Annotated in this window: 25 protein-coding genes; 12 read left to right on the top strand and 13 right to left on the bottom strand. The window is 50.5% G+C overall.

Annotated features, from left to right (window positions below):
* Positions 1 to 38: 38 nt before the first annotated feature.
* The 5 genes from J2Y43_RS26550 to J2Y43_RS26530 form a co-directional block, all read right to left on the bottom strand.
* Complete coding sequence (locus J2Y43_RS26550) at positions 39 to 2,303, bottom strand: DUF2357 domain-containing protein (protein WP_309989792.1); 2,265 nt, start codon at positions 2,301 to 2,303, stop codon at positions 39 to 41.
* A complete protein-coding gene (locus J2Y43_RS26545) occupies positions 2,303 to 3,868 on the bottom strand; it encodes an MrcB family domain-containing protein (RefSeq protein ID WP_309989795.1) in 1,566 nt (521 codons plus the stop codon). The genes J2Y43_RS26550 and J2Y43_RS26545 overlap by 1 nt, the downstream gene beginning before the upstream one ends.
* A 132-nt stretch (positions 3,869 to 4,000) precedes the next feature.
* On the bottom strand, positions 4,001 to 4,228 hold the full coding sequence (locus J2Y43_RS26540) for a DUF2905 domain-containing protein (protein ID WP_309989799.1): 228 nt from the start codon (positions 4,226 to 4,228) through the stop codon (positions 4,001 to 4,003).
* Positions 4,229 to 4,230: 2 nt separating this feature from the next.
* Positions 4,231 to 4,758 carry a YfiT family bacillithiol transferase gene (locus tag J2Y43_RS26535; RefSeq protein WP_309989802.1) on the bottom strand — a complete coding sequence of 176 codons (528 nt, stop codon included), beginning with the start codon at positions 4,756 to 4,758 and terminating at the stop codon, positions 4,231 to 4,233.
* On the bottom strand, positions 4,755 to 7,247 hold the full coding sequence (locus tag J2Y43_RS26530) for a hypothetical protein (RefSeq protein WP_309989805.1): 2,493 nt from the start codon (positions 7,245 to 7,247) through the stop codon (positions 4,755 to 4,757). The genes J2Y43_RS26535 and J2Y43_RS26530 overlap by 4 nt, the downstream gene beginning before the upstream one ends.
* A 322-nt stretch (positions 7,248 to 7,569) precedes the next feature.
* On the opposite strand from J2Y43_RS26530, the gene pfkA reads away from it, so the two are divergent.
* Positions 7,570 to 8,544, top strand: coding sequence for a 6-phosphofructokinase (pfkA, locus tag J2Y43_RS26525; RefSeq protein WP_106597640.1), 975 nt, complete (start codon positions 7,570 to 7,572; stop codon positions 8,542 to 8,544).
* 12 nt (positions 8,545 to 8,556) lie between these two features.
* On the opposite strand, the gene J2Y43_RS26520 is transcribed toward pfkA, so the two are convergent.
* Positions 8,557 to 9,327, bottom strand: coding sequence for a YdcF family protein (locus J2Y43_RS26520; protein WP_309989807.1), 771 nt, complete (start codon positions 9,325 to 9,327; stop codon positions 8,557 to 8,559).
* 105 nt (positions 9,328 to 9,432) lie between these two features.
* Here J2Y43_RS26520 and J2Y43_RS26515 point away from each other — a divergent pair, with 105 nt between their 5' ends.
* Entirely contained in the window at positions 9,433 to 10,839 is a 1,407-nt protein-coding gene (locus J2Y43_RS26515; RefSeq protein ID WP_309989810.1) for a thioredoxin-like domain-containing protein, read from the top strand.
* A gap of 31 nt (positions 10,840 to 10,870) precedes the next feature.
* On the opposite strand, the gene J2Y43_RS26510 is transcribed toward J2Y43_RS26515, so the two are convergent.
* The gene (locus J2Y43_RS26510) at positions 10,871 to 11,974 is read right to left on the bottom strand and encodes a lactonase family protein (RefSeq protein ID WP_309989811.1); all 1,104 of its coding nucleotides are present in this window, start codon (positions 11,972 to 11,974) and stop codon (positions 10,871 to 10,873) included.
* A 106-nt stretch (positions 11,975 to 12,080) separates the two neighbouring features.
* On the opposite strand from J2Y43_RS26510, the gene J2Y43_RS26505 reads away from it, so the two are divergent.
* On the top strand, positions 12,081 to 12,419 hold the full coding sequence (locus J2Y43_RS26505; protein ID WP_309989814.1) for a tRNA-binding protein: 339 nt from the start codon (positions 12,081 to 12,083) through the stop codon (positions 12,417 to 12,419).
* 95 nt (positions 12,420 to 12,514) lie between these two features.
* Complete coding sequence (locus J2Y43_RS26500; RefSeq protein ID WP_309989817.1) at positions 12,515 to 14,743, top strand: heavy metal translocating P-type ATPase; 2,229 nt, start codon at positions 12,515 to 12,517, stop codon at positions 14,741 to 14,743.
* An 18-nt stretch (positions 14,744 to 14,761) separates the two neighbouring features.
* Here J2Y43_RS26500 and rhuM read toward each other — a convergent pair whose 3' ends face one another.
* Entirely contained in the window at positions 14,762 to 15,754 is a 993-nt protein-coding gene (rhuM, locus tag J2Y43_RS26495; RefSeq protein WP_309989820.1) for a RhuM family protein, read from the bottom strand.
* A gap of 206 nt (positions 15,755 to 15,960) precedes the next feature.
* On the opposite strand from rhuM, the gene J2Y43_RS26490 reads away from it, so the two are divergent.
* The 8 genes from J2Y43_RS26490 to J2Y43_RS26455 all read left to right on the top strand — a co-directional run bounded on the left by J2Y43_RS26490 (position 15,961) and on the right by J2Y43_RS26455 (position 22,526).
* A complete protein-coding gene (locus J2Y43_RS26490; RefSeq protein ID WP_223400044.1) occupies positions 15,961 to 16,170 on the top strand; it encodes a heavy-metal-associated domain-containing protein in 210 nt (69 codons plus the stop codon).
* 72 nt (positions 16,171 to 16,242) lie between these two features.
* On the top strand, positions 16,243 to 16,707 hold the full coding sequence (locus J2Y43_RS26485; RefSeq protein WP_309989825.1) for a hypothetical protein: 465 nt from the start codon (positions 16,243 to 16,245) through the stop codon (positions 16,705 to 16,707).
* A gap of 93 nt (positions 16,708 to 16,800) precedes the next feature.
* Positions 16,801 to 19,026 carry a TonB-dependent receptor gene (locus tag J2Y43_RS26480; RefSeq protein WP_309989828.1) on the top strand — a complete coding sequence of 742 codons (2,226 nt, stop codon included), beginning with the start codon at positions 16,801 to 16,803 and terminating at the stop codon, positions 19,024 to 19,026.
* A gap of 84 nt (positions 19,027 to 19,110) precedes the next feature.
* Positions 19,111 to 19,680: a helix-turn-helix transcriptional regulator gene (locus tag J2Y43_RS26475; RefSeq protein ID WP_309989831.1), complete on the top strand. Its 570-nt coding sequence runs from the start codon at positions 19,111 to 19,113 to the stop codon at positions 19,678 to 19,680.
* Positions 19,681 to 19,741: 61 nt separating this feature from the next.
* Entirely contained in the window at positions 19,742 to 19,978 is a 237-nt protein-coding gene (locus tag J2Y43_RS26470; protein ID WP_309989834.1) for a heavy metal-binding domain-containing protein, read from the top strand.
* 18 nt (positions 19,979 to 19,996) lie between these two features.
* Positions 19,997 to 20,338 carry a heavy metal-associated domain-containing protein gene (locus tag J2Y43_RS26465; protein ID WP_309989837.1) on the top strand — a complete coding sequence of 114 codons (342 nt, stop codon included), beginning with the start codon at positions 19,997 to 19,999 and terminating at the stop codon, positions 20,336 to 20,338.
* Between the two features lie 18 nt (positions 20,339 to 20,356).
* Positions 20,357 to 21,733 (top strand): hypothetical protein, encoded by a 1,377-nt coding sequence (locus J2Y43_RS26460; protein WP_309989840.1) that lies wholly within the window; start codon positions 20,357 to 20,359, stop codon positions 21,731 to 21,733.
* A 49-nt stretch (positions 21,734 to 21,782) separates the two neighbouring features.
* Positions 21,783 to 22,526, top strand: a complete 744-nt coding sequence (locus tag J2Y43_RS26455) for a class I SAM-dependent methyltransferase (RefSeq protein ID WP_309989844.1) — start codon at positions 21,783 to 21,785, stop codon at positions 22,524 to 22,526.
* Here J2Y43_RS26455 and J2Y43_RS26450 read toward each other — a convergent pair whose 3' ends face one another.
* From J2Y43_RS26450 to J2Y43_RS26430, 5 genes are read right to left on the bottom strand one after another with little or no spacing between them, the layout of a single operon-like run.
* On the bottom strand, positions 22,527 to 23,051 hold the full coding sequence (locus tag J2Y43_RS26450) for a DUF6691 family protein (protein ID WP_309989847.1): 525 nt from the start codon (positions 23,049 to 23,051) through the stop codon (positions 22,527 to 22,529).
* A 13-nt stretch (positions 23,052 to 23,064) separates the two neighbouring features.
* Complete coding sequence (locus J2Y43_RS26445) at positions 23,065 to 23,640, bottom strand: YeeE/YedE thiosulfate transporter family protein (RefSeq protein WP_309989850.1); 576 nt, start codon at positions 23,638 to 23,640, stop codon at positions 23,065 to 23,067.
* Between the two features lie 57 nt (positions 23,641 to 23,697).
* On the bottom strand, positions 23,698 to 24,075 hold the full coding sequence (locus J2Y43_RS26440) for a type II toxin-antitoxin system VapC family toxin (protein WP_309989851.1): 378 nt from the start codon (positions 24,073 to 24,075) through the stop codon (positions 23,698 to 23,700).
* Positions 24,060 to 24,269: a hypothetical protein gene (locus J2Y43_RS26435; protein WP_309989854.1), complete on the bottom strand. Its 210-nt coding sequence runs from the start codon at positions 24,267 to 24,269 to the stop codon at positions 24,060 to 24,062. The genes J2Y43_RS26440 and J2Y43_RS26435 overlap by 16 nt, the downstream gene beginning before the upstream one ends.
* 47 nt (positions 24,270 to 24,316) lie before the next feature.
* Positions 24,317 to 25,708: a rhodanese-like domain-containing protein gene (locus J2Y43_RS26430; RefSeq protein WP_309989856.1), complete on the bottom strand. Its 1,392-nt coding sequence runs from the start codon at positions 25,706 to 25,708 to the stop codon at positions 24,317 to 24,319.
* Between the last annotated feature and the right edge of the window lie 192 nt (positions 25,709 to 25,900).

The following is a 25,900-nucleotide window of genomic DNA, read 5'->3' as shown; positions in this document are numbered from 1 at the left end:
AAAGACCTACACCGCAAATACTACCGAAAAAACGGCCATCATTTTACGAGCACTTTCATGAGGTCCGTCAGGCTAACGGAAAACGGCAGTCCGGATGCCCGATTGGCACGGTAGCCCGGAAGCCGTGTCACATCCCAGCGCATTCCCGCAAACTCGGGCTCAACTTCGGGGTCCGTCGTATACACCAGGTACAAATCCCGTGACGGGTCCGGATATTTTTTTTGTATCAAATCCTGCTTAGAGAACAACCTGGGGGCCCTGTTATGCAGCTTAAAGAGCATACCCGACAACGTTTGGCCCGGCCCGTGCAGCAGCAAATATCGTGCATTCACTTCGGCTACGCCAAGCGACAGCGCCCCGCTTTGGGCGCCGGTGCGGAAATTGTACAGATTATGCTTTCGGATCCAGTTGAGGTGCGCTCCGTTTTTGTAATATCCTACCAGCACAAAAGTATCGTCGGGGATCAGATCTCGGTTTTTACCAAATGCTTCCGGCAGCAGCTCCCGCATATCCGCCGATAGCTGATTGTTGTAAATATCAAAACTACGGAAGGCCACCTTTTCACGCTGCGAAGCGCGGTTCTGAAAATGCGCCACGACGTCGAGCAGAAAGCGTTTTAGTTCGTCACGGCCATTATCGGTTTTAGAAGGCCGTATCGCAAACGCACCCAGGCCGGGAATCAGCTCATGGAATCCCTTTCGTTTGTAAACCTTCCCATCCGCACCCGGATAGAGCACATATGCGCCCGCAGTCCGGCGTATGGCATCCTTGTAACTATGCATTTTCAACAGATCGTCCCGGGTGTGGTCCGACTGCGTTTGCCCGGACGCGAGTGCTGCCTCATCTTCTCCAAATACCCCCGCCACCGATTCGACTTTGTATTTGGCATCAAAATGAATGTGTACGATCAGTTCCTCGGTTTCGGCCTGTACTTGTGAAACGCCTGCCGGCCAGATCGACAATGTAAAATCCGGCCGCATTCCGGTGGTCCAGCTGCCCGCCTGTGGATAATCGTTTTGCCCCGAAAACGATCTGTTGAAACTGAACTCCACATTGAGCTTCCGCGAACCGGTATCGAAAACACCACTGATAGGCAAATGCCGGCCCTGTTTGAGTTGCAACCCCAACCCATTTTTCGTTGGTTTCACCAAGTCGCTGATATGCGCCGGTTCAATGGCAAATACACTTTTTACAATGCCAAGCAGTTCGAAAAACAGCCAGTACTCGTACAGCACGGCAACATCCTTTTTCCCCGCATGATACACGTCCTCGCCGCCACGCCAAACCAGTCGTGCAGCCAGATCGAACATCAGCCACACACGCAATATTTGCTTATACCCTTCTTTCCGGACCAGGCCAGGGCCATTCAATGCGAGCCGTAGCGGCTTCCCCACTTCTTTGAACAACGGCGCTGAAAGCATCTGGTGTAAGTGATTTTCCAGCACCGCAGCTTCCCGGAGAAAACGGCTGCGCTCCGGCGCAATGCGTTTAACATGGTTCACAAAACCCGCAAAAACCTCCAATGCATGCTTTACAAATCGATTTTCGGGCGTATCCACCGAATCTGTTTTCGAACTCACGCTGATCCGCGATGGTACCGAAGCCAGTCTGTTTTTGAGAATATGATCGTCGCGGAGAGCAATGCGATTGCCACGTTTTCTCATCTGAACAATGGTACTCCGATGAAGGCGACCGACGTTCCGTATATCCCTTTCCGCCTCCTCTCCTGCCCATTTCGTGATTGGATTGCGGACTATTTTCTGGAATGCTATTTCGAACGCCCGGCTGGTGAGTACCGCATTCACAAATGCAAATCGCTGATAAATCGTCTGCGGATCAGTGAGGTAGTCGGGTGCGAAGGGATGGGTAACCGGCGCGTTGTAGTAAAATAGCAGATCGGTACAATGCTCGGTGATTCCTTCCAACATCAGGCGGTAATCGGTTCGGTAACCGGCCTTTTTGGAGCGAATTTCCACTTTTATCTCCCCGCAACCGGCATTATCCGTCAGCCTCAGCACCTCGATCGTCAGCGTGCCTACATACACATGCGGCGTAAGGCGCCCGATCCCAGGGTTAATGCGGGAAGGCACTACGGCTGGTGACGGCCGTAACACGTAGTCACCCAGCACTTCATATTCATAAAAACAGCCTTCCAGTAGCTGGATACGGGCCTCACCGTGCTCAAATGCTTCCCATTCGTCAAGTTCAAAAATGGTGGGTTTATCGCGTTCTTCGGCGATAATGCGCACCGAAACGAGCCCGTCGGACGTTTCGGCGGCCATCAGGAGTTCATACCCTTCCATCAGGCTTCCGCAAAACTGGCAAAGCCGTGGTCGATCAGGTTCCTGTAAATACGCCTGATTTTCTCCAATGCCGCCGGGTAATGTACCGCTTCCGACCCGGACAAATCTTTCTTACCGGCCAGGTAGTCGTCGAGCAGGTCGGGGTTCGCTAAACAGCGCTTGCCCAGGGCTTTCAATACGGGTTCCAGTTTCCTGCGAGAGCCGTAGATTTTAGGTAAAAGCTTTTGCATCAAAGCTGCGTCCATCACTTTCTGCACCGGCCATCTGGCTCCAAGATGATCGATCACCCCGGCAAATCGCTGGATTTCAGCCGCACTCCGATAGCCGAATTCCGCACCCGCCGGTTTCAGGATTTCAAACAATGCGAGCAATTCATCGGTGAGCTGCGCCCGGACCGGGCTCTCCGGCACACTATTGCCCGCCAGCGTCACAAACGTTTCGGCCACATGAGCCCCATTCCCGATGAGGTTGCCGGGATCAGGTTTTCGCCCGGATTTCAGGAATGCGTGCATTTCTTCCTTCGAAATACTGAACTCGATCACGCTCGCCCGGTCGAGCACCTTGGGACTGAACATGTAGGTAGTTTCGTCGATATTCACAGTCCCTATCATGAACAGATTGGACGATATCCGAATGCGCGGCGGTACCACACCGGCAGCATCATTATGCAGCCGTATCGGCTCCCCCGACTCCATTGCGCTCAGAAAATCGGCAAAATACCGTTCTACATGACTCAGGTTCATTTCGTCAAGGATCAGGAAATACGGCTTATCCGCATTGATTTCGGCCGACACCAACAGGTCGACTACGCCGCTTTCCGGCTTCATGTATTGTCCCGGTTCGAGGGCATTCGGGAAGCCCAGGAGTGGCTCGCGGTTGGTCCAGTCGGCCCCTACCGGCACCAGGCACACCTGATCTTCCCTTTCACAAATCCATTGTGCAAATGCATGCGCCAGCCGCGTCTTTCCGGCACCGGAAAGGCCCGTCAGGATTACGAATGGCTTTGCAATAAGTGCCGCTGCAAAACGAAGCACGAGCTCCGGATCGATTTGCAGGCCGCATTCCAAGGCCATGCGATGAAACGCCCGATAGTCGAACTGCGGCGCCCCGGGCATGCTACCGGCAAGGGTGGCCTTATAAATACCCAGCATTTCCTGCAAGTCTGCTTCAACTTGCTGTTTTTCAAGATCCGCGGCTTCATAAACCCGGAATACGAACGAGCCGCCGTACCTGGCCGGCCTGCCTAATCCATTTCTTTTAAAATAGCTGCTGATTGTTTCCGCGCCGGATTGCTGCCACGGTATTTCGGGCGAAAGTGTTTCGCTCACGCCAAACGCGAGTACAAGCAGTTGCTGGTTTTTATAAAAAAGATAAAATGGGTAAATGCCATTGCTGATGTGCTGCCCGGGAGCCAGAAACGCAATCCACGGCACCCGCGCAAGGTTACCTTTTCCAAAACTGATCTTGATTTTGAGGCCTTCCAGCTTGCCTGGGAAGTGGGAGGTTTTAAGGTTTTCGGTCTGGCATTGCACCAGAAAGCGGGTGAGCTGTTCGAAAAATTCCATGAAATAGTGTGTTAGAGAACCAATCATTCAAGTGGCTTAAAGATGAATGATATTTTGTTCTCCCCCAAGCCTATTCGCACCTCCGCACGAATTTATAACCTTGGTTATTAAGCTGATAGAAAAACAGCCATACTAATTCATGAATTTCCGGAAGAGCCAGATCAGCAGATTTAGTAAACCGCTGAGGAGTAACATAGTGGTAATCGGAAAATAGAACCGGAAATTCTCCTTTTCGACGCGGATATCTCCCGGCAGGCGGCCTAGCCAATGCAATTTGTCGCTGAGAAAATATACGAAAATGCCGACCAGCACCACCAGCAGCCCAATGATAATGAGATATTTACCTGTTGCCTGGGACATTATTATTCGATATTACCCAATGCCAGATCAATGTGCGCCAGGTGGTGCTTCACATGCCATACCGACATCGCAAGCGCTTGCCTCTGATCGATCCAAAACCCGCGCAGCGGATGGAAGTAACGGCGCGCGAATTGTTCGTCGCTCAACGTTCCGGCCAGGTAGGCATAGCGGGCATGTGTCCCTTCGAAAATAGCCAGCGAAGCCTCGATAGGCACATTTAGAGAATCGGGCGTAGCGGCCCAGGCGTTCATATCGATGAGTGTTACCTCGTTATAATCCGGCTCGGTAATAGCCTTTTTCATGCGCAGGTAATGCACAAACTGCAAGTCGGCTACGTGGTGAATGATCTGCCGGATATTCCAGCTTCCCTCCCGATATGTTTTCAACAGGTCCGCATCCGGGAGGTTCTCTACCCGCTTCCGGTATTCGGCCGGGATTTCGGCGATGACGCGTATAAATTCACGGATTTCGTCGTCGGAATAAGTCTCCTTCAACGCAAAAGGGCCAATGGGATAGCGACGATCCGTCATGCGCTCTTCTTTTTGGATTCAACAAAGAGCGCACCGGCGATCAGGCCGACGAGCAACAGCGAGCTCACAAGGTCGATTTTGCTGCCAGCAGCCACCGAAACCGGCTCGAAACGGAACTTGATCGTGTGCTTGCCCGCAGGTACGCGAAGCGCGCGCAGCACGTAATTGGCACGCAACATGTCCGCAGGTTTGTCGTCGATCGTCACCTGCCATTCATTGCGGACATTGTAATAAATCTCCGAAAACACCGCCAGTCCTTCCGCATTGGCGTTGGTTTCATACACCAGCTCGTTGGGTTTATAGGAAATCAGGCTGATTTTGGCTGTCGAGTCGGCACCTGCTTTAAGGCCTTCCAGTTTGGATGCAAAACGCTGATCAACCACGGCTTCTGTGCGCAAGTTCACCGTGCCCAGCGCCGCCATTTCGGCATCCGCATTCGGCACAACTTTAAAAGACTTCACAAACCACGCGTGACCGTAAGCCTGCGGATTAGGCTGCGTAACTTTGTTACCTTGCTGGTCCGGCGTGATGAAATACTTGGCATTCAGCATATTCAGCACTTCCATATTGGGCTTTTCGGTAAAAAACTGCCTCTCGAAAAGCTCCTGGTAACGGCGCATTTTGGCGGCGTGATATCCGCCCAGTGATTTATGGAAATAAGACGCCTGTGCACTGTTGAACGGCCCTCCCTGGGAAGCCACGTCGTACACCCGGTAGTCCGGATCGGTATCGCGGAGAATCTGCTCGTCCGCCGGTGACGGAGTAGTAACCCCCTGGGCGACGTAAGCGCTTACAAAGTCATCGTTATTGAGGTATCTCTTATCCACCCCGAACAAATCAAAAATGACCAGCACGAGCAGCGCAGTGTAAAATACCGGCGATTTCAGCTTATCCTGGGCATAAAACCACACCAGCCCTGCGGCCAATGCAATGAATATCAATCCGCGGATCGCATCGCCCTTCATGAGGCCCTCTCGGTCCTGGATGACTGAATTTAAAATCAACTGGCCAAACTCAGGATTTTGGACCTGCTGGCCATACTGCTGCGCAAGCGCGGCCATCGGATCGTTCGCTCCCTTAAAACTGAAAAACAAGCCCGGTAACAATGCCATGATCAGCATGAGTCCACCGGTAATGGCTACCGAAAGCAAGAACGGCTTCTGCAGTTCTTTCACGGCGATCTTCTTCTGAGCAATCACCGACAATCCGAGAACACCTATCAACACCATCAGCAGCTGCGCCAGCGAGATCACCATCGTCATGGCGCGGAACTTGTTGAACATCGGGAAATAGTCGAAAAACAGATAATTGATGCCAGCCAAGCTCTTCCCAAGCGCCCAGATCACGTAAAGCACAATCACACCCGCTGCCCAGTATTTCAAAGGACTTTTGACTATAAACAGACCCAGCACAAACAGGAAAAATACAATGACGCCAATGTAGTTGGGCCCACCCATGATCGGCTGATCACCCCAGTAGAGTGGCAGCTGCTGAACTATATTCTGAGCAGTAGCAGCATCGATACCGCGACCTGTGAGCGTTTTGAAAGTTTCGGATGTATTCGACAGCGGGCCGTACGAAGCACCGCCATATGCGTTCGGAATCACCAGGGTAAGCAACTCGCCCACGCCATAGCTGTATGTGAATGCATATTCTTTATCCAGGCCATTGCCCTTTTTTGCCGCGGCATCCTTGCCCGTTGCCGTCAGCTCCGATTTTCCGCGGATCGTTTCTTTGGTATAGTCATAAGCGTTCCATAGCCTTGTGGTGTGCGTGCCAACCGCGACAACCGCCGCCAGGGCAAGTCCTCCCAGGATCATCACCAGGTCTTTTGCGAGGCCTTTTTTAATCAGGGTGATACTTTCCATGATCACCAGGATTATGATACCAATCCCGAGATAGTAGGTAATCTGCACGTGGTTGGCATACAACTCCAGGGAAAGGAAAAATGCAGTAAGTGCCGCTCCCGCCAGCCAGTTACGGCGGAACGCCAGTATCACACCGGCAAGCACGCCCGGTGCATACATGATCGCGATCACCTGCGAAATATGCCCTGCTTCCAGGTTAATGACGTTGAAACAGGAGAATGAAAATGCCACCGCACCTACTGCCGCGAGCCAGCCGCCCGCCCCAAGCACCAGAAACAGCACATAGGCACTCACCATGCCGATCAGAAAATAGTTGGCCGGCGCCGGGAGCAGTTTGTTCACCCCCTGCCCGATTTTGGTGGGAATACTGGTAGGATAGTCGGCCGAAACAAGGTAGGCCGGCATCCCGGCGAACATGCCATTTGTCCACCACGACCGTTCACCGGTTTGCTTGTAATAATCCATCACCTCCCGCGCACCGCCCAGCGCCTGGATCTCGTCGGTCGCGCTGAGTTTCTTGCCTTGCAGCACCGGTGAAACGTAAGCGACAGACAAGATCATAAAACCGATGACAGCTACCAGGTGAGGCCAGAGACGTTGCCAGGAGAACAGATTTTTCATTTTGGTAATATTAAGCTACGGGTTGATTTCGGATGAAAGCGGTACCGCACACGGCCCGCCCTAAATATGACTTTTCAAACAGTAATAGTAGCAACGAACGTCGGTTGAGGGATATTAAATTTCCATTAACCGGCGCAAATATATGAGTATTGGTATATGTTTGAGATGCTAAAAACGAATCTTGTTCCGGCATTTTTTTAACATAATTAAGAATCAAGGCATATATTTTAAGAAAATACCGGATAAATTTGCGGAAATTGTGCCTTTAAGGTTCAATATGGAGCTGTACATAGAAAGATTAGAAGTAACCCGAAATTATTAAATGAAACGAATTGGAGTTTTTACCTCAGGAGGAGATGCCCCTGGTATGAACGCCTGCATCCGGGCGGTAGTACGCGGAGCATGCTACCATGGTATTGAAGTGTTTGGAATCAGAAGAGGATATAGCGGAATGATCGCAGGAGACGTCTACAAGATGGAGTCTCACTCGGTCAGCAATATAGTTCAAAGAGGAGGTACCATCCTTAAATCAGCAAGAAGCAAGGAGTTTATGACCCCCGAAGGCCGCAAGAAGGCATACGACAACTTGCAGGCACTCGGCATCGAAGGACTGATCGCCATTGGCGGTAACGGTACATTCACCGGCGCGATGATCTTTGGCAACGAGTACGGTATCCCTACCGTAGGCGCTCCCGGAACGATCGACAACGATTTGTACGGAACCGACTATACCATTGGCTTCGATACCGCCGTGAATACCGCACTGGACGCGATCGACCGTATCCGTGATACCGCCAGCTCACACGACCGCATCTTCTTCATCGAAGTGATGGGGCGTGACTCGGGCTATATTGCTATCCAGTCGGGTATTGCAGGTGGCGCCGAGCTCGTGATGGTTCCCGAAGTCCTTACCCCGATCTCTCAGGTCGTAGAAACCCTGAAACAGGGATGGAGCCGTTCGAAATCATCATCCATCATTATCGTGGCGGAAGGTGATGAAGAAGGCAGCGCACAGGAAGTAGCCGACAAAATCAAGGTGCAGGTGGATGAGAACGCGGATATCCGTGTAACCACACTGGGCCATACCCAACGCGGAGGAACACCATCTGCTTACGACCGTATCCTGGCAAGCCGCCTCGGATTGGGCGCATTGGAAGGCCTCATCGCAGGACAAAAGAATGTAATGGCCGGTATCATCAACAATGAGCTGGTATACACGCCTTTCGAAGATACCATCAGACTACCGAAGCCGATCAACGAAGATTTGTTGAGAATGGTGAAAATCCTGAGTGTATAACACAGGCAAGGTTTAGCAGTAACCCACTGCTTTATAGGCTACATACCCTACGAATTCATGCCATAGCATGCAAAAGTAGGCAAAGGCCTCGGGGTCCGGTACCAGTTTATGGATAAAGAACCGGTTATATCCCCCACGAAAGTCGGCCGGGAAGGGGTCTGTTTTGATCCCCATTTTTTCGAAACACCCGGCCGACCGGCGCATGTGAAATGCGGAGGTAATCAGCAAATATTTTCCGGAAGGAAACATTTTATTCAGGATCCGGCCCGAGTACACGGCATTCTCATGCGTGTTCCGAGCTTTTTCCTCGAATAGGATGTCTTTGGCCGGCACTCCCCAACTTGCGAGCAACGCTGCCGCCTGGCGCGTCTCGCCCAGCTTCCGGGTCATCAGCATTTCGCCGCTCGTTCCCGTAATCAATATCTTTCTGATCTTGCCATGCTTGTAGAGCAGGTAGGTTTGCAGGAGCCGGTCGCCATGATTGCCCATTGCCGGATGGTCCTGCCTTGGCGTGCTCATCGTGATCAGCCCGCCCGACAGCAAAATCCCGACGTCATAAGTTTTTTTCACCTCAGCCAGATTGACGAATTTCGGCTCCCATGCATTGATAGCCTTCGTCACCAGGTACGAGTTGGAGGCCAGCGCGAGCGACGCAATTCCCAAACCCAGGGCCAGTTTCCGGCGCCGGTTGCTTTTGGTCAAAAATGAATAGATAAGTATAAAAAACACAATGCTGAGCGGCATTATGAGAAAGTCGATCGCTTTGGAGAGAAAATAAAACATTTGAATAAGAACCCTGCTGATGTTAGCGTTTTGAAGTTAATTTTACAGACTTCAAACTTTGAAATAATCCAATAAACAGCTTTAAAGCAAACTTTCCATAGCCTGATGAGAGATTATACCCGCACTTACCTTTTGCTGCTGCTGGCCGTTTTCGGCCTTTTTTCCTCCGCTTACTCCCAGGGCTACCGCATAGAAGCCACCATTAAGGGGTTCCGCGATTCGTCGTTTGTGATCGGTCATTATAACCGGAATGCCACACAATTTGTACCGAAAGACACGGCGAAGGCAGATGCCAACGGGAAGGTCGTGTTCGAAGGAAAAACTGCGCTGCCCGGCGGCCTTTACGTGATCCTCTTTCCAGGGAACCAGAAGATGATCGAGCTAATCTATTCCGGTAAGGAAAACAATATCGCCCTCGAAGCCGACTCTGCCGATGTGAATACCTCGATCAAAATAACCGGTTCCAAAGAAAACGAGCTTTTTTACAATTATCGAAAAGAATTAGCCAAAGGCAGCAAGGAGATCGAAGCGCTTAGCAAACAAACGACACCCGAGGCGCAGGCGCGTATCCGCACGATTCAGGAAGGGTTTGGTACTTATCGTAAAAAGCTGCTGACCGAAAACGCAGGTACTTTTACGTCGCAGCTGCTCAAAATGTCGGCGGATCCCGAAATTCCCACAGCCCCGAAATTAGCCAACGGCAAAACCGACTCGATGTGGGTTTTCAATTACTACAAAGCACATTACTGGGATGCATTCGATTTCACAGACCCGCGGATCGTGAATACGCCCTTTTTTGAACCCAAAATAGAGCGGTACTTCAAAAACCTGGTGGTTCAGGTGCCCGATTCGATTATCAAAGACGCCGACCTGATCGTGAAGAAGGTTTCACCTAACAAGGACCTGAAAGCATGGACGGTATTTTACATTACCAATCAATACGAAAACCCCAAAACCGTTGGAACCGAGGCCGTTTGGGTATACATGGCCAACAAATATTACCTCTCCGGCGAAATGGGCGTTAGCGACGATGTAAAAAAACGCATTGCCGAAAAAGTCGCAACGATGAAGGACTTGCTGGTAAACAAAACTTTCCCTGCCCTGACCCTGACCGATCCTGCCGGTAAAAAAGTAAGTGTCCAGACTATTGACGCCAATTACACCGTATTGTTCTTCTTCGCCCCTACCTGTGGGCATTGCAAGGAGGCTTCCCCGGTGCTGAAAGCGTTTTACGACAAAAACAAGGCCAACGGTATCAAGGTAATGACCATTTCCACCGAGCATAATATCGAAGAATGGAAATCCTTCGTAAAAACCTATCACCTGGAAGAGCTCATCAACGGCTACGACGCCCTGAACCAGATCGATTTCAATCGGAAGTTTGATGTGGTAACGACGCCGACGATCTACATTCTGGATAAAAACAAAAAGATCATCGCCCGCAAAATGCCTGTCGAGCAATTGGAGGACTTTTTGAATTACTACCAAAACAAAATGGCCAGAAAACTCTGACCATTTCGTTAAGCTTCGATTTTAAAATCACTCATAGAAATGCCACGCAAATGGGCAACTTCACGGCAATGCTTTCGTGCTTGAACGTGAATTTGCCCGTTGCTGCATCTACGTCATACACCACCAGGTTGTCTGATGCCTGATTGGCTACGATCAGGTACTTGCCTGTCGGATCGATATTGAAATCGCGTGGTGTGGCAATGGATTTCGTTTGTTGATCCACCATTTCCAACTCGCCATTGCCCAGTATTTTGAATGCGGTGATCGAGTTATGCCCGCGATTGGAAACATAAACAAACTTGCCGTTCGGATGCAAATGCACGGCAGCGCTCGTATTCGTAGGCCCTGAATAATCCGCGGGGATCGTAGGATAAGTTTTGATGGCCGTAATCACCCCTTTTTTATCGACCGAGCAGGCCGTTATGGTAGCGTCGAGTTCGTTGAGCAGGAACAATCGTTTGCCCGAAGGGTGAATGACCAAATGGCGCGGCCCGGCACCGGGCTTTCCTGAGAAAAACGGCTGTGCTGCATTGGGCGTGAGCTTTCCGGCATTAGCGTCGATGCTGTAATTCATCACTTTGTCGCTCCCCAAATCGGTTACATATACATATTTACCATCCGGGCTCGCCGTCGCGAAATGCGCGTGTGCCTTTTCCTGGCGTTTGGCGTTGGGGCCCGTGCCCGTATATTGCTCTTTATAAACGGGCGCACTCAGTTTTCCATCTTCGCCCACATTATAGGCCGAAAAACTTCCGCCGCCATAGTTCGAAACAAAGGCCATCTTGCCTGCCGGATGCACCGATACGTGGCAGGGCCCCATTCCTTCCGAAGGCTGGCTATTCAAAAAAGTCAACTTGCGGTCGGGCTCGATGGCATAGGCCGACACCTTGTTGTCTGACCCGATCGCGTAAAGGTTCCGCTTGTTGGGTGAAATGGCTACATAACCCGGCGCGACGGACTTGTTGATGGTATCGACGAGCGTAATCTGGCCCGAGGCGAGGTTCAACTCGCAGCGGGTTATCGAAGAATTCGCTCCCTTATCCTGCGTACCTACATAAAAAGTAATATTTCTGTCCTGTGCGAAGGCTTTGAGGCCCGCCGAAAGTAGCATAACGGATAACAGCAGTTTTTTCATTGTTTGCGTTTTAAATGAATCCCTTCAATGTTTGGGAAAGGGTGCCAAAAGGCTTTTTTAATGTTACTTTGCCGGATAAGTGTCATTAAAATCAAACCAGAAACCCATGAACACGATTACCTGGCAGGAATTTGAGCAGGTCGACCTGCGCGCCGGAACGATCATTCAGGTCGACGATTTCCCGAAAGCGAGAAAGCCGGCGTACAAACTCCTTATCGACTTCGGCCCCGAAATAGGCATCAAACCCAGCTCTGCCCAAATCACGAAACGGTATACCAAAGAGCAATTGAAAGGCAAACAGGTGCTTTGCGTGGTGAATTTTCCTCCAAAACAAATCGCCGATTTCCGCTCCGAAGTGCTCACGACCGGCTACGTGCTGCCCGACGGCGAAGTGATCCTCACCAGCCCCGATTTCCCCGTCCCAAACGGCGCACGCCTCGCGTGAAGCGCGTTTCCATGAATCTTGTAAACCACAGCCAGAATTGTGTAATGCTGCCGGCAGCGTTGGATTTTATTTTTGTATACCAATTCTGAAAGACTATGGAAACGACAACAGATATAAAAAAAGTGACGCTCCCGGTCACCGGCATGTCGTGTGCGGCATGTGCGGTGAGCGTGGAGTCCATGCTGGGTCACACCAAAGGGATCACAAATGCTGCGGTGAATTATGCCAATCAGTCGGTATCGGTATCCTACGACCCCGACCTCGTCGACCTACCCGATATGGACAAGGTGCTGCAAAGCATCGGTTATGGACTCATTATCGAAGAAAATGAGGAAGACGCGATCGCCGAACAGGAGAAAATTCAGCAGGATCGTTACCAGAAACTGAAAAACAAGGCCATTTATACCGGCATACTCATTGCACCGGTGGTGGTGCTGGGTATGTTTCTCATGGATTGGGAATATGCCAACTACATCATGCTGGCCCTCACGATCCCGGTCCTATTCCTTTTCGGGCGGGATTTCTTCGTGAATGCGTGGAAACAGGCGCAGCACGGCAAGGCCAATATGGACACCCTTGTCGCACTCAGCACCGGTGTCGCATTTCTTTTCAGCACATTCAATACATTCTTTCCCGCATTCTGGCATGCGCGCGGTCTGCATCCGCACGTGTACTTCGAAGCCGCGGCGGTCATTATCTTCTTCATTTTGCTGGGTAAACTCATGGAAGAGCGCGCCAAGTCGAATACTTCCGATGCATTGAAGAAGCTGATCGGCTTGCAGCCTAAGACCGTCAGGGTGTACCGCGACGGCGCCGAAATAGAAATACCGGCGCGCGAGGTAATCCTGGGCGACGAGATTATTATCCGGTCGGGCGAAAAAATCCCGGTAGACGGTAAAGTTTTCAGCGGCAGCTCGTTCGTCGACGAGAGCCTCATGACCGGTGAACCGATCCCGGCAGAAAAGAAACCCGGCGACAACGTGTTTGCAGGTACACTCAACCAAACCGGCAGCTTCACATTCATTGCCGAAAAAGTAGGTAAACAAACGGTACTGGCGCAGATCATCAAAACCGTCCAGGCAGCTCAGGGCAGCAAAGCCCCCGTGCAGCGTCTCGCCGATCGCATTGCGGGGGTATTCGTTCCTGTTGTAATCGGTATTTCCATTCTTACCTTCATTGTATGGATGTTGCTAGGAGGTGAAAATGCCATTACGCAAGCCATGCTCACGGCGGTTTCTGTGCTGGTAATAGCTTGCCCGTGTGCGCTCGGCCTTGCCACACCAACCGCCATGATGGTAGGAGTTGGGAAAGGTGCTGAAAACAATATCCTGATCCGTGATGCCGAAAGCCTGGAAAAAGCCTATAAAGTGGATGCTGTGATCCTTGATAAAACAGGTACGCTCACCGAAGGTCGCCCGCAGGTAACGGATTGGCAATGGGTAAGCTCAATCGATGCCCCCCACACACACCTGGCAGCCGTGAAGGCCCTGGAAGCACGTTCCGAGCACCCACTCGCACAGGCTATCGTGCAGTACATTGAAAACGACACAAAAACGGAGGTTTCTGACTTCCAATCCATGACGGGAAGCGGCATACGAGGCACCGCTAGCGGTCGCGAATACATTATCGGCACATTGAAATTCCTCGAAAAAGAACGCGTTCGCATTGCCTCCGAGCTTCAACCTGCCTATGAACTACTCACAGCACAGGCCAAAACCGTAATCGGAATCGCGATTGACGGGCAGCACGCCGGGCTCGTCGCCATCGCCGACCAATTGAAACCGACCTCACGCGAAGCCGTTGAAAAACTACATGCACAGGGCATTGAGGTCCATATGCTCACAGGTGACAATGCGCAGACAGCGGCGGCCGTGGCGGCACAAGTCGGGATCGACAGCTATCGGGCGGAAGTGAAACCGGACGATAAAATGCAGTTTGTCAAAAAGTTGCAAACGCAAGGCAAAACGGTCGCGATGGTCGGAGACGGCATCAACGACTCCCAGGCCCTCGCGCAGGCGGACGTGAGCGTGGCCATGGGTAAAGGTTCCGACATTGCCATGGACGTAGCCAAAATGACGCTTATCACCTCGGATCTGCTGGCATTGCCCAAAGCCTTGCGGCTATCCCACAAGACAGTGGTAACGATCAAACAAAACCTCTTCTGGGCGTTTATTTACAATGTGATAGGCATTCCCATTGCCGCAGGCGTCCTCTACCCTATCAATGGCTTCCTCCTCGACCCGATGATCGCCGGCGGCGCCATGGCCCTGAGTTCGGTTTCGGTGGTGATGAATAGTTTGAGATTAAAAGGGGCGCGGTTGTAAAGTTTTACGGTGGTAAGGCTAGTTGTTTTGATTGATCAGGCTTACCACCACTTTTACCATCATATCTTTCTCCGAAGGGTTACTTTCAGCGATCATCAGCGTAAGCGCTACCAAAGCATTATCCGCCAGCCGTTTTGAGCCATCCGATTTGTAAAGGATACTGTTTCGTTCCAGAAACCACACAAAAATCAGGGCTGCAATTCTCTTATTACCATCAGTAAATGAGTGGTTTTTGATGATAAAATAGAGTAAATGTGCGGCCTTCTCTTCGATGCTCGGATACAGATCGACGCCGTCGAATGTCTGGTAAATTGTACTGATGGAACTCCTAAAAGAATCATCTTTTTCGTTACCAAAAAAGGTATGGTCGCCGAATTTGCTCCTTAACCCTTGAATTGCGGTAATAGCTTCGTCATAGGTGATGATGAATAGCTGTCTTCGAGAAACGTGTTCAACGCTAAGTGCCTTCTTGTCATATCTATCCAGGATATCCAATGCATAGGCAAAATCAGAAATCACCTGAATCAAGCCCGTCGCTTCTCCGGCAGTTAGTTCTTTACTCTGTATGACATTAGCCAACAAGCCAACCGTCTTTTTCAGACTTTCCAACTGATCTGATTTCAACTTTTCCTGTACTGCAAAACCTTTGATCAGGTAATCTTTCAGGACCCGGTTAGCCCAAATCCGGAACTGAGTCCCTTGCCTGGATTTTACACGATAGCCGACGGAAATAATCACGTCCAAATTGTAATAAGTGGTAACATACCCCTTACCATCAGCCGCAGTATGTCGGAAATCCCGACATACTGATTTCCTCCTTAACTCCTTCTCCCTGAAAACATTATTTATATGTTCGGTAACTGTTGATCGTCCTTTTCCAAACAATTCCGCCATCTGCAATTGTGTTAACCAGACCGTATCGTTCTGCAACTGTACCTGCAAGGACATCTCTCCTCTTTCGGATTTATACAAAAGAACTTCGCCCTGATTTTTGATTACTCGTTCGCTCATGATAGTATCACTTTGGTTGAAAGTTTTACTATTGATACGACGTGAGCTACAAATGGTAACAGCTTGTAGAACTCTCCCACCTCAACCCAAAAACTCTGTAACACCTCCCCACAATTCTGTAACAAACCCCAGACCGGCGCTGCCGATATTTGTAAAACAATTTAACACATAACCTGTCCCGCGGGAAACGGGAGATTTTAGTAACCATGGAAACCTTGCAATTCAAAACCAATATCAAATGCGGCGGATGTATCGCCGCTGTTACACCCTTCCTGAATGGAGACGAAAATGTGGAAACATGGGCCGTCGACCTGGAAAATCCGGACCGTGTGCTGAAAGTCGAAACGAGCCATTCGCCGGAAGAAATTCAGGAGTTGATTAAAAAGGCTGGGTACGTAGCCGAAGAAATCGCCTGATAATTAGTATTTTTGGCCCGGAATCTGAATTTCGGGCCAATTCAATAGCCTGAAATCTTTGCCAATATTCAAATGAAAAACAAACTGCATCAATCGATCACCATCCTGATGGCCTTCCTGGTCCTGCTGAGCAGCACCGGGTTCGTGCTGACAGAGCGCCAATGCGCGGTGATGGGAGGTAAATCGGTGCAGCTCATAGGCAAGGGCAAAGAAAATTCTTCCAAATCGAAAGTTGCTTCCTCCTGCTGTGCCAAACGCGCAGCGTTGAAAATGACTAAGGGCACATTTTTCGAAAAAGCAGCCTGCTGCAAGGAAAGTAAGAAGCTCGAAAAACTGGAAGTTGCTTCGGTTGATTCGCAATTGCTCGCGAAACTTCTCAAATCGGTAGCAGCAGGTGTTACCTGGTCGGTTACACGTTATCAGTTCATCCGGGCTGAGTGGACACTCCCTGCCCCCTTATTTTCCCCCGACATATCCTTCACTTCCCGGCTTCATGGGAGAAGTATGCTCACATTTATCCAATCGTTCCTGATTTGATATCATTGAATAACAGTCATTTAATGCAAAGCCGCCGCATTCATGCCGACGGTTCTGGCAATGAGTCTTTTATTCCAATGAATCCATGCAATCATGAACAAATACCTTCTGGGAGGATTACTCTTACTGATAACCTCCTGCATTTATGCACAACGTATAACCGGGTCGGTCAACGAGCAGGAACCGCAAACTAAAAACCTGAAACCCATCACCGGTGCCAATGTGTACTGGTCGGGTACGACACAGGCTACGGCCACCGACGAAAACGGCCGGTTCAGCATTCCGCGGTCGGCGCAATCGGCCCTGCTGGTAGTGAGCTTCGTCGGGTTTCGGAACGATACCATCAAAATCGGGCAGGAAAGCGATTTGCAGGTAGTGCTGCAAAACGACCAGACGCTCGACGAAGTGGTAGTCAGAGCCGGAAATACCTCCATCGACCGGCTTTCTCCACACCAAACCGAAATCATCACGACCCGTGCATTAGCCAAGGCAGCGTGCTGTAACCTTTCCGAGAGTTTTGAAACCAATGCATCCGTTTCAGTCTCATACAGCGATGCGGTGACGGGCTCCAAACAGATCCAGATGCTCGGCCTGAATGGTACTTACATTCAGACCAACGTCGAGAATATCCCTTCCATACGCGGGTTGGCATCCACATTCGGACTCAATTTCGTTCCCGGAACGTGGATCCAGTCGATCGATGTCGGCAAAGGTGCCGGCTCGGTCGTCAACGGTTATGAATCGATGACCGGGCAGATCAATGTCGAGCTTCAAAAACCGGATACACAGGAAAAACTATATCTGAACACCTACGTCAATAATTTCGGCCGCGGGGAGGTGAACCTCAACCTCGCACACCAGTTGAACAAAAAATGGAGCACAGGACTCCTTACGCACGGTAGCACGCTACGCAACCGCGTCGACAAAAACGGTGATGGCTTCCTCGACCTCCCGCTTTACACCCAGTACAATGCCGTGAACCGCTGGAAGTACCAAGGCGATAAATTAATGGCCCAATTTGGGGTAAAAGCACTTTATGAAGACCGCCTGGGTGGCCAGAAGAATTTTGAACGCGAAATGAAAGGGACTACCCAAGCCTACGGTTTCGGTGCCAAAGTGAATCGCTATGAGTTTTTCTCCAAAATTGCACGGTTGTTTCCCGAGAAGCCCTACAAAGGCCTGGGACTGATCCTGAATGCATCGGTACACGATTCGAAATCCTATTTTGGACTAAATACCTATGATGGAACGCAAAAAACGCTGTACGGAAACCTGATTTACCAATCGATTATCGACAACACCAATCACTCCTACAAGACCGGGATCAGCTACATGCTCGATAATTATGATGAGGTTTACAAGGATATCCGCCTGAAACGAAATGAGTCAGTACCAGGCGCATTCTTTGAATACACCTATAATCACCTCGACAAATTTGTGATGGTAGCCGGCGGACGCGTGGATTTCCACAATCTTTACGGCACACAATGGACGCCTCGCCTGCATTTGAAATACAACCTTACCGACCAAACCACGCTGCGCGCATCGGCAGGCCGTGGGTTCCGGGTCTCAAACCCGCTCGCGGAATACTATGGAAACCTGGTGAGCTCGCGTAATGTGGTTTTCCGCGAAGCTATCCGCCCCGAAGTGTCGTGGAACTATGGGGCCAGCGTTACGCAGGAGTTTAAGATCGGTGAAATGAGTGGGAATTTCATCATGGATTTCTACCGGACGGATTTCGAAAACCAACTCGTGGCAGATATGGAAGATCCTCGTTACATTCGCTTTTACAACCTCGAAGGAAAAGCCTATGCCAACAGCTTCCAGGCCGAAGCGAACCTGACGCCCATCAAACGGCTCGAACTGAAACTCGCGTACCGGCTCTTCGATGTGAAACAGACCATCCGTAATGTGTACGACCAGAATACTTTGCAACCGAGAATGATGGTGAGCCGCGACAGGGTACTTTTTAACGCAGGATATGCCTTGCCATACGACAAATGGAAGTTCGACGCCACCGTACAATGGAACGGCAAAAAACGGCTTCCTTATATGGGCCACGTCCCCGACCACCACGTGCCGACAGACCTGACATCAACCTGGGCACCATCGTTTTACAACCTGAATGCCCAGATCACACGCACTTTCCCGAAATGGGATATTTACCTCGGTGGCGAAAACCTGGCTAATTTCCGTCAGAAAGACCCGATCATGGGTGCCAATGAGCCATTCGGACAGCATTTCGATGCGGGAATGGCCTGGGGGCCGGTAGTAGGGCGAATGATTTATGCGGGAATGCGTTATAAGATTGTTCGATAATCTTGGGCGCTCCGCGTTGAGACAAAAGGAGGAAAGGGAGGAAGGAGGAATGGGACGAAGGATTTAGGCTAAATTGAATGGATTATGAAGTTATATATCAAAAATATGGTGTGTGACCGCTGCAAGCGGGTGGTGCGGGAAGAACTGAACGGGTTGGGAATTGACTTGACTTTCGTCGAACTTGGCGAAGTGGAGACCGTGGCTGAGGTGAATACCGATAAGTTGCAACAGGTAAAAACGGTGCTGGAAGCGAATGGCTTCGAGCTGCTCGATGACCGTCGTCTGGCGCTGGTGGAGCATATCAAAACGCTCGTGATCGACGAGGTACAGAACCTGAAAGGCAACAAGCCCGCACAGATGAATTTTTCGGATTATCTGTCGGAAAAAATCGGCTATGAATATTCGTACCTGAGCAACTTGTTTTCTTCCGAAACCGGGCAGACGATCGAGCAATATATCATTGCCCAGAAAGTGGAGAAAGTAAAGGAATGGCTTTCCTACAACGAACTTACATTGAGCGAAATAGCTTGGCGGCTTTCTTACAGCAGCACGGCGCATTTGAGCAACCAGTTCAAAAAAGTGACCGGTATGACGCCCGGAGAGTTCAAAAAAGGCACATTGCAACGCACCGCACTCGACCAGGTGGGGAATTAACAACCGATATCTGATTAATCTAAAATATTCGTTATCAAGAATTTATTAAAACTTCCATTATATGAACAAAATCATTGTTGCCTCCTTGCTGTTCTTATCCGTTGCCTGTTCGGGAAACAAATCTGAAAAAGAGGCCGCTACCACCGAAGCACACGCAGTGAGCGAGAAAAAGTATGCCTGCCCGATGAAATGCGAAGGAGAAAAGACGTACGCCGAGGCTGGCAAATGCCCGGTTTGCAAAATGGAGTTACAGGAAGTAGCCCTGGCAGAAACCGATACAACAGCACATCAACACTGATTTTAAATTGACCAGATTATGAAAACGACCATTTTAAGCATTATTACCGCCCTGTTTCTAGGCCTGAATATCGCCTACGCCGACGGTACCAAAGAGGTAAAAATCAAAACCTCAGCCATTTGCGAAATGTGCAAGGCACGCATTGAGCGCAACCTCGGGCTTTCCAAAGGCGTGAAAGAATCGAATCTCGATCTTTCCAACAAGGTCATTACCGTGAAATACAATCCGGACAAAACGACCGCGGAGGCCATCAAGGCGACGATCAACAAAACCGGCTACGACGCCGACGAGCTGCCTGCCAACGAGAAGGCACACGACAAACTGCCGAACTGCTGCCGCAAAACCGCCGCAGCACATTAGTCACGAAATTACTTCATCATGCTTGTCAACAAACTTACTGCGCTGACCGTCGCCATGGCGACGGCCGCGCTCCCCGCATTTGCCCAGCACGAGCACCATCGCGAGCCCGCGAAAGACACTACCAGCCATGAAATGCACAATATGAAAAGCATGGATCATGCGCAAATGGGTCACAGCCCATCGCACATGACCCACAGCTTTTCATTGAGCCTGCCCATGACCCGCAATGGCTCCGGTACCGGCTGGCAGCCCGACGCCACGCCTATGTACGCCTACATGAAACACGGGAGCAAATGGAACTACATGCTGCACGGAAGCATTTTCCTGCGGTATACCGCCCAAAACTTAAATAACGACGGCAAAAGAGGTTCAGACTCAAAGTTCAGCGCCCCCAACTGGTTTATGGGAATGGCCCAGCGGCAAGTGGGTAAAAACGGCTTGTTGAACCTCCGCGCGATGGTTTCTCTCGACCGACTCACCGACGGCGGCGCAGGTTATCCGCTGCTTTTCCAATCCGGCGAGAGCTGGAAAGGCAAGCCACTTATCGACCGCCAGCACCCACATGATCTTATTTCGGAACTTTCTGTCGGCTATACCCAGCGGATCAATGATAAGGTCGACCTGACGATTTACGCGGGTTATCCCGGCGAGCCAGCCCTTGGCCCTACGGCGTTTATGCACCGGATGTCGGCGTTCAACAACCCCGATGCCGTGCTCGGCCATCACTGGCAGGACGCGACGCATATTACATTTGGTGTCGTTACGGCGGGTGTGCGTTACGGTAAATTCAAACTCGAAGGCTCCTCATTCACCGGCCGCGAACCAGACGAAAACCGCTTTGATTTCGACAGGCCGCGCTTCAATTCTTACAGTTACCGGCTGTTGTTCAATCCGTCGGCCAACTGGGCGTTACAGGCTTCCAGAGGTTTTATCAAAAGCCCCGAGCCGCGTGAGCCCGACGAGGATGTAAACCGTACGACGGCCTCCGTCCAGCACTCGGGTAACCTGGGAGGAAAAAACAGATGGATTTCCTCCACGCTTGTATGGGGTTTGAATGACGCCGGCGAACATCACAAGGAACATTCTGTTCTGGCTGAATCCAATCTGCAACTCGATAAATGGGCTCTTTATGGCCGGTATGAATGGGTTCAGAAAAGCGGCAGCGAGCTAGGGCTGATCGCTTATGACCCCGACCCCCTTCTTGAAAAGTTACCCGTTTCGATGTTTTCGCTCGGTTTGAACCGCCAGATTGTTTCGTTCAGCAACACATTATTGCAAGCCGGAGCGCAGATCAGCCTTTACAAACCCGACCGCCCGCTGGAAAGTGTTTATGGCAAAACCCCGCTTTCCGGTCAGGTGCACCTGCGCATTACACCCGCACTCATGCGTATGTAAGCAGGCTTTTTTAGTAGTTTTGGGTTTTAATTTAAACCAAAATACTGTCGTGGCCTGGTACCATACCTATTTCAAAGGACTTCCGCAACGTGCCTGGAAACTGAATCAGGACGAAGAATACACCGATTATGAGGTCGATTTCCTGCGGGATGTGCTCGAAATAAAGTCGGATAGCAAAGTGCTCGACGTGCTTGCCGGCTACGGGAGGCACGCCATTCCGCTGGCGGAGCAGGGCGCGGCATTGACTTGTATCGATATTTCACAGGAGTATTGTGAAGAGTTACAAGGCGTCAGCAGCAAGCAGCAACTGCCGTTGGAAGTCATTTGCGCGGATGTGCTGAATTATCCGCTTCCCGAAGCTGCATTTGACGCCGCATATTGTTTCGGGAATAGTTTCAGCTTCTTTCCGCGAGGGGATATGCAGCAATTTATCAATCAGATCGCCATATCACTGAAACCGGGCGCCCACGTCGCTATCCACACCGAAAACCTTGCTGAAAGCATTCTGCCTAACTTCCAGACACGCAACTGGATGCCGGTACAGGATGACATTGTTTACCTGGCAGAAAACGAGTACCGCGCCGAAGGCAGTTACATCGAAGCCGAGCAAACCTTCATTTCCGGCTCCGAAAAAGTGACCCACAGCGTGCGCCAGCATATTTACACACTTGGCGAGCTCACCTATATGTTTGAACTGGCCGGGTTGCTTGTGGTAGGTTCATTCAGTAACCTCGAAGCGGACCCTTTCATGCTGGGCGACGAACAATTGTACCTGGTAGCCCGCAAGGAATAATCAATGCGGGAGCCGCGCGCGGATCAATCCGTAAAACCAGGTTCCCGCAATGGCACTCAACAGAGTAACAGCCACCGCCAGGTAACCCGCACCGATCTGCGCGAACAACGGTCCTGGGCAAGCGCCGGTAATGGCCCAGCCTATACCGAACAGGGCACCGCCGTAAATCTGGCCTTTGTCGAAAACCTTGTCGGCAATGCTCACCGTTTCGCCGGATATTGTTTTGATATTGAACCGTTTGATCAGCCAGATGGACAGCAGGCCCACACCTACGGCCGAGCCGATCACGCCGTACATATGAAACGAATCGAGCCGGAACATTTCCTGGATACGGAACCATGAAACAATCTCGGCTTTTACAAAAACGATCCCGAATAGGATACCTACGAGCAGGTATTTGAGGTTTGCAGTGAAACCTTCGACAGACTGCTGCCGGTTTGCACCGTCGCAGCCATCAATTTTGATATTGTCAAAGTCTTTGTCGACAGGTTCTGCGAGCGGGGAGTGCTGATGTACCTTTTCCATGATGAATCGAGGTTTACAAAACGAGACGTAGAAAGAACGGAAGCAGCAAATGCGTACAGGCAAACCCGCCGATCATAAAACTCACCGTAGCCACGAGCGAAGGCCACTGCAGATTGGACAGCCCCATTATCGCATGCCCCGAGGTACACCCCCCGGCATACCGCGTTCCAAAACCAACCAGAAACCCGCCGAGCACGAGGAATATCAGGCCTTTCGACGTAAATACATTGCTTACCGCGAAAATATCCGCCGGCATCAGGCCTGAAAAGTCGGTTACACCCAGGGCAGCCAGCGTTTGCCGGGTATCATCCGCCACCACGATGGCATTGGGATTGCCCAGCCAAAAGTTTCCAGCAAACCCACCAATCGCTATTCCGGCTACAAAAAACAAGTTCCAGGCCTCCTTCCGCCAGTTGTATTTAAAAAAAGGTAAACCGGCCGGAATCACCGCCGCACAGATATGCCGCAACGACGACGATATACCAAACGATTTATTCCCCAGTAACAGCAACACCGGCACAGTCAACCCGATCAACGGCCCGGCAACATACCACGGCCAGGGGCTTTTAAGAAGTTCGATGATGTTCATTGTTAAAATATTAAGTATATAGATTTTATATATTGTTAAAAAACAACAAAACGCAAATCAGAGTTTATTAGGATTAATCACCTCTAATCTGTGAACCCCAAGAAAGTCTATTTCATTATCTGTCAACAAAATAAGATCACTAACAATAGCTGTTGCGGCTAGGATCGCGTCCGGCGTTCTCATTTTGCGTTCACGTCTTAGTTTAATACATGCCTCAACAACCTCGGGAGTCAATGCAAATATGATGCTGTCATTAACGAACTCTCCGACCCGCCCCTCAAATCCGCTTCTCCACGACAATAGTTCTATTTGTGTAATCACCGATAATTGCGGAATCGAATCGACCACTGCATCCAACAGTAGTTCTCCTTTGACGGGCAACAAACCCGACAAATATTTCGAAACAATGTTCGTGTCGATTAGATACTGCCCCATTCGTTTCGAACTTGCTTTGCGTGATTGACAAGATCTTCACCAGCCTCTCTCGGTAAAATACCCCTATACTTTTCAGAAAGCCTTTTTTTGGGAGCCTCTTTGTCATTATGCAAACGAATAATATTCATCGCTTCCAAATCCCTAAGCAGCTGCAATGCATTTTTATGAGTTAGCTCTACAACCAGCGTTTCCATAAACAATCAGTTGATTTTCCCTAAACTACAAATAATCAGCCAAATAATCACACCGCGACAGAAACCGGTACGTTCGTTTTCGCAACTGCGCCGTAGCCTCCTTCGATGTTGACGACGTCGTCTACACCGCGGGATTTCAGGATCGAGGCGGCCACCATGGAGCGGTAGCCTCCCGCGCAATGAATGTGCAGTTGGCGGTCTTTCGGGAATTCAGGCATGAGGTCGTTGATGTAATCCAAAGGCAGGTTTCTCGCCCCTTCGATATGCCCGGAAGCAAACTCATCGGGCTTACGCACATCAATTACTTCGAGTTCGCCTGATTCGAAACGTCGCGCAAATTCCTCGGCACTGACCGATTCGACCGTATCGACTTCTTTACCTGCCAGCTTCCAGCTCTCGAAACCGCCATTGAGATAGCCGATCGTGTAGTCGTACCCTACCCGTGCTAGGCGTGTTACCACTTCTTCCTCTCTACCCGGCTCAGTGATGATAAGCAATAGTTGTTTCAAATCGGGGATCAATGCGCCTACCCAGGGGGCAAAGCTGCCGTCGATGCCGATATTGATGGAATTTGGAATAAACCCTTTTGCAAAATCGACCGGCTTGCGGGTATCGAGGATCAATGCGCCGGTGTTGTTTGCTTTGGCTTCGAATGCCTCCGGTGACAATGCCTGATGCCCGCGTTCGAGCACATCGTCGATGCTTTCGTAACCATCGCGGTTCATTTTGACGTTTTCAGGAAAATACTGGGGCGGCTCTGTGAGGCCCGTCGTCACTTCTCTGATAAATTCCTCTTTGGTCATATCCGCGCGCAATGCGTAGTTGAAACGCTTCTGGTTGCCCAATGTGTCGGAAGTTTCCTTGCTCATATTCTTGCCGCATGCTGAGCCTGCGCCGTGAGCCGGGTATACGATTACATCGTCCGGGAGCGGCATAATCTTCGAACGGAGGCTGTCGTAGAGCATTCCCGCGAGATCGTCCATGGTCAGGTCGCCTTTCTGGGCCAGATCGGGCCGCCCCACATCCCCTATAAATAAGGTATCCCCGCTGAACAGGGCCACCGGCTTACCGGATTGATCAAACAGCAAATAGCTCGTCGATTCCATCGTGTGCCCGGGCGTGTGCAATGCGCGGATGATCACATCACCGAGTTTGAATTCTTCCCCGTCTTTGGCAATATGGGCCTTGAAGCCGGTTTGCGCACCGGGACCATACACGATTTCGGCTCCGGTTTTTTCGGCCAGATCAATATGCCCCGAAACGAAGTCCGCATGAAAATGGGTTTCAAAAACATACCGGATTTTGGCGCCGATCTTCTCTGCTTTCTGAATGTAGGGAGCTACTTCGCGCAGCGGATCAATCACCGCGGCTTCGCCATTTGAAACTATAAAATAAGCGCCCTGCGCAAGGCAGCCGGTATATATCTGTTCTATTTTCATCGATGTTGCGGTTTTGTAACGATTTGTGGTGGGGTCAAGTTTGGTCAGGTATTGTCAGGGGTGGTCAAGTTTAGTCAGGAGTAGTCAGGTATTGTCAAGAGGGTCAAGTTTGGTCAGGCGTGGTCAGTTATTGTCAAGAGAGTCAAGTTTAATCTGAGTTAGTCCGATTCATTGGCAACAACCAAACCTCGT

This window comes from Dyadobacter sp. BE31, assembly GCF_031457695.1.
Taxonomy (GTDB): Bacteria; Bacteroidota; Bacteroidia; order Cytophagales; family Spirosomataceae; genus Dyadobacter.
Note: the sequence above shows the minus strand (reverse complement) of the source record. Positions and strands in the feature narration are given on the sequence as shown.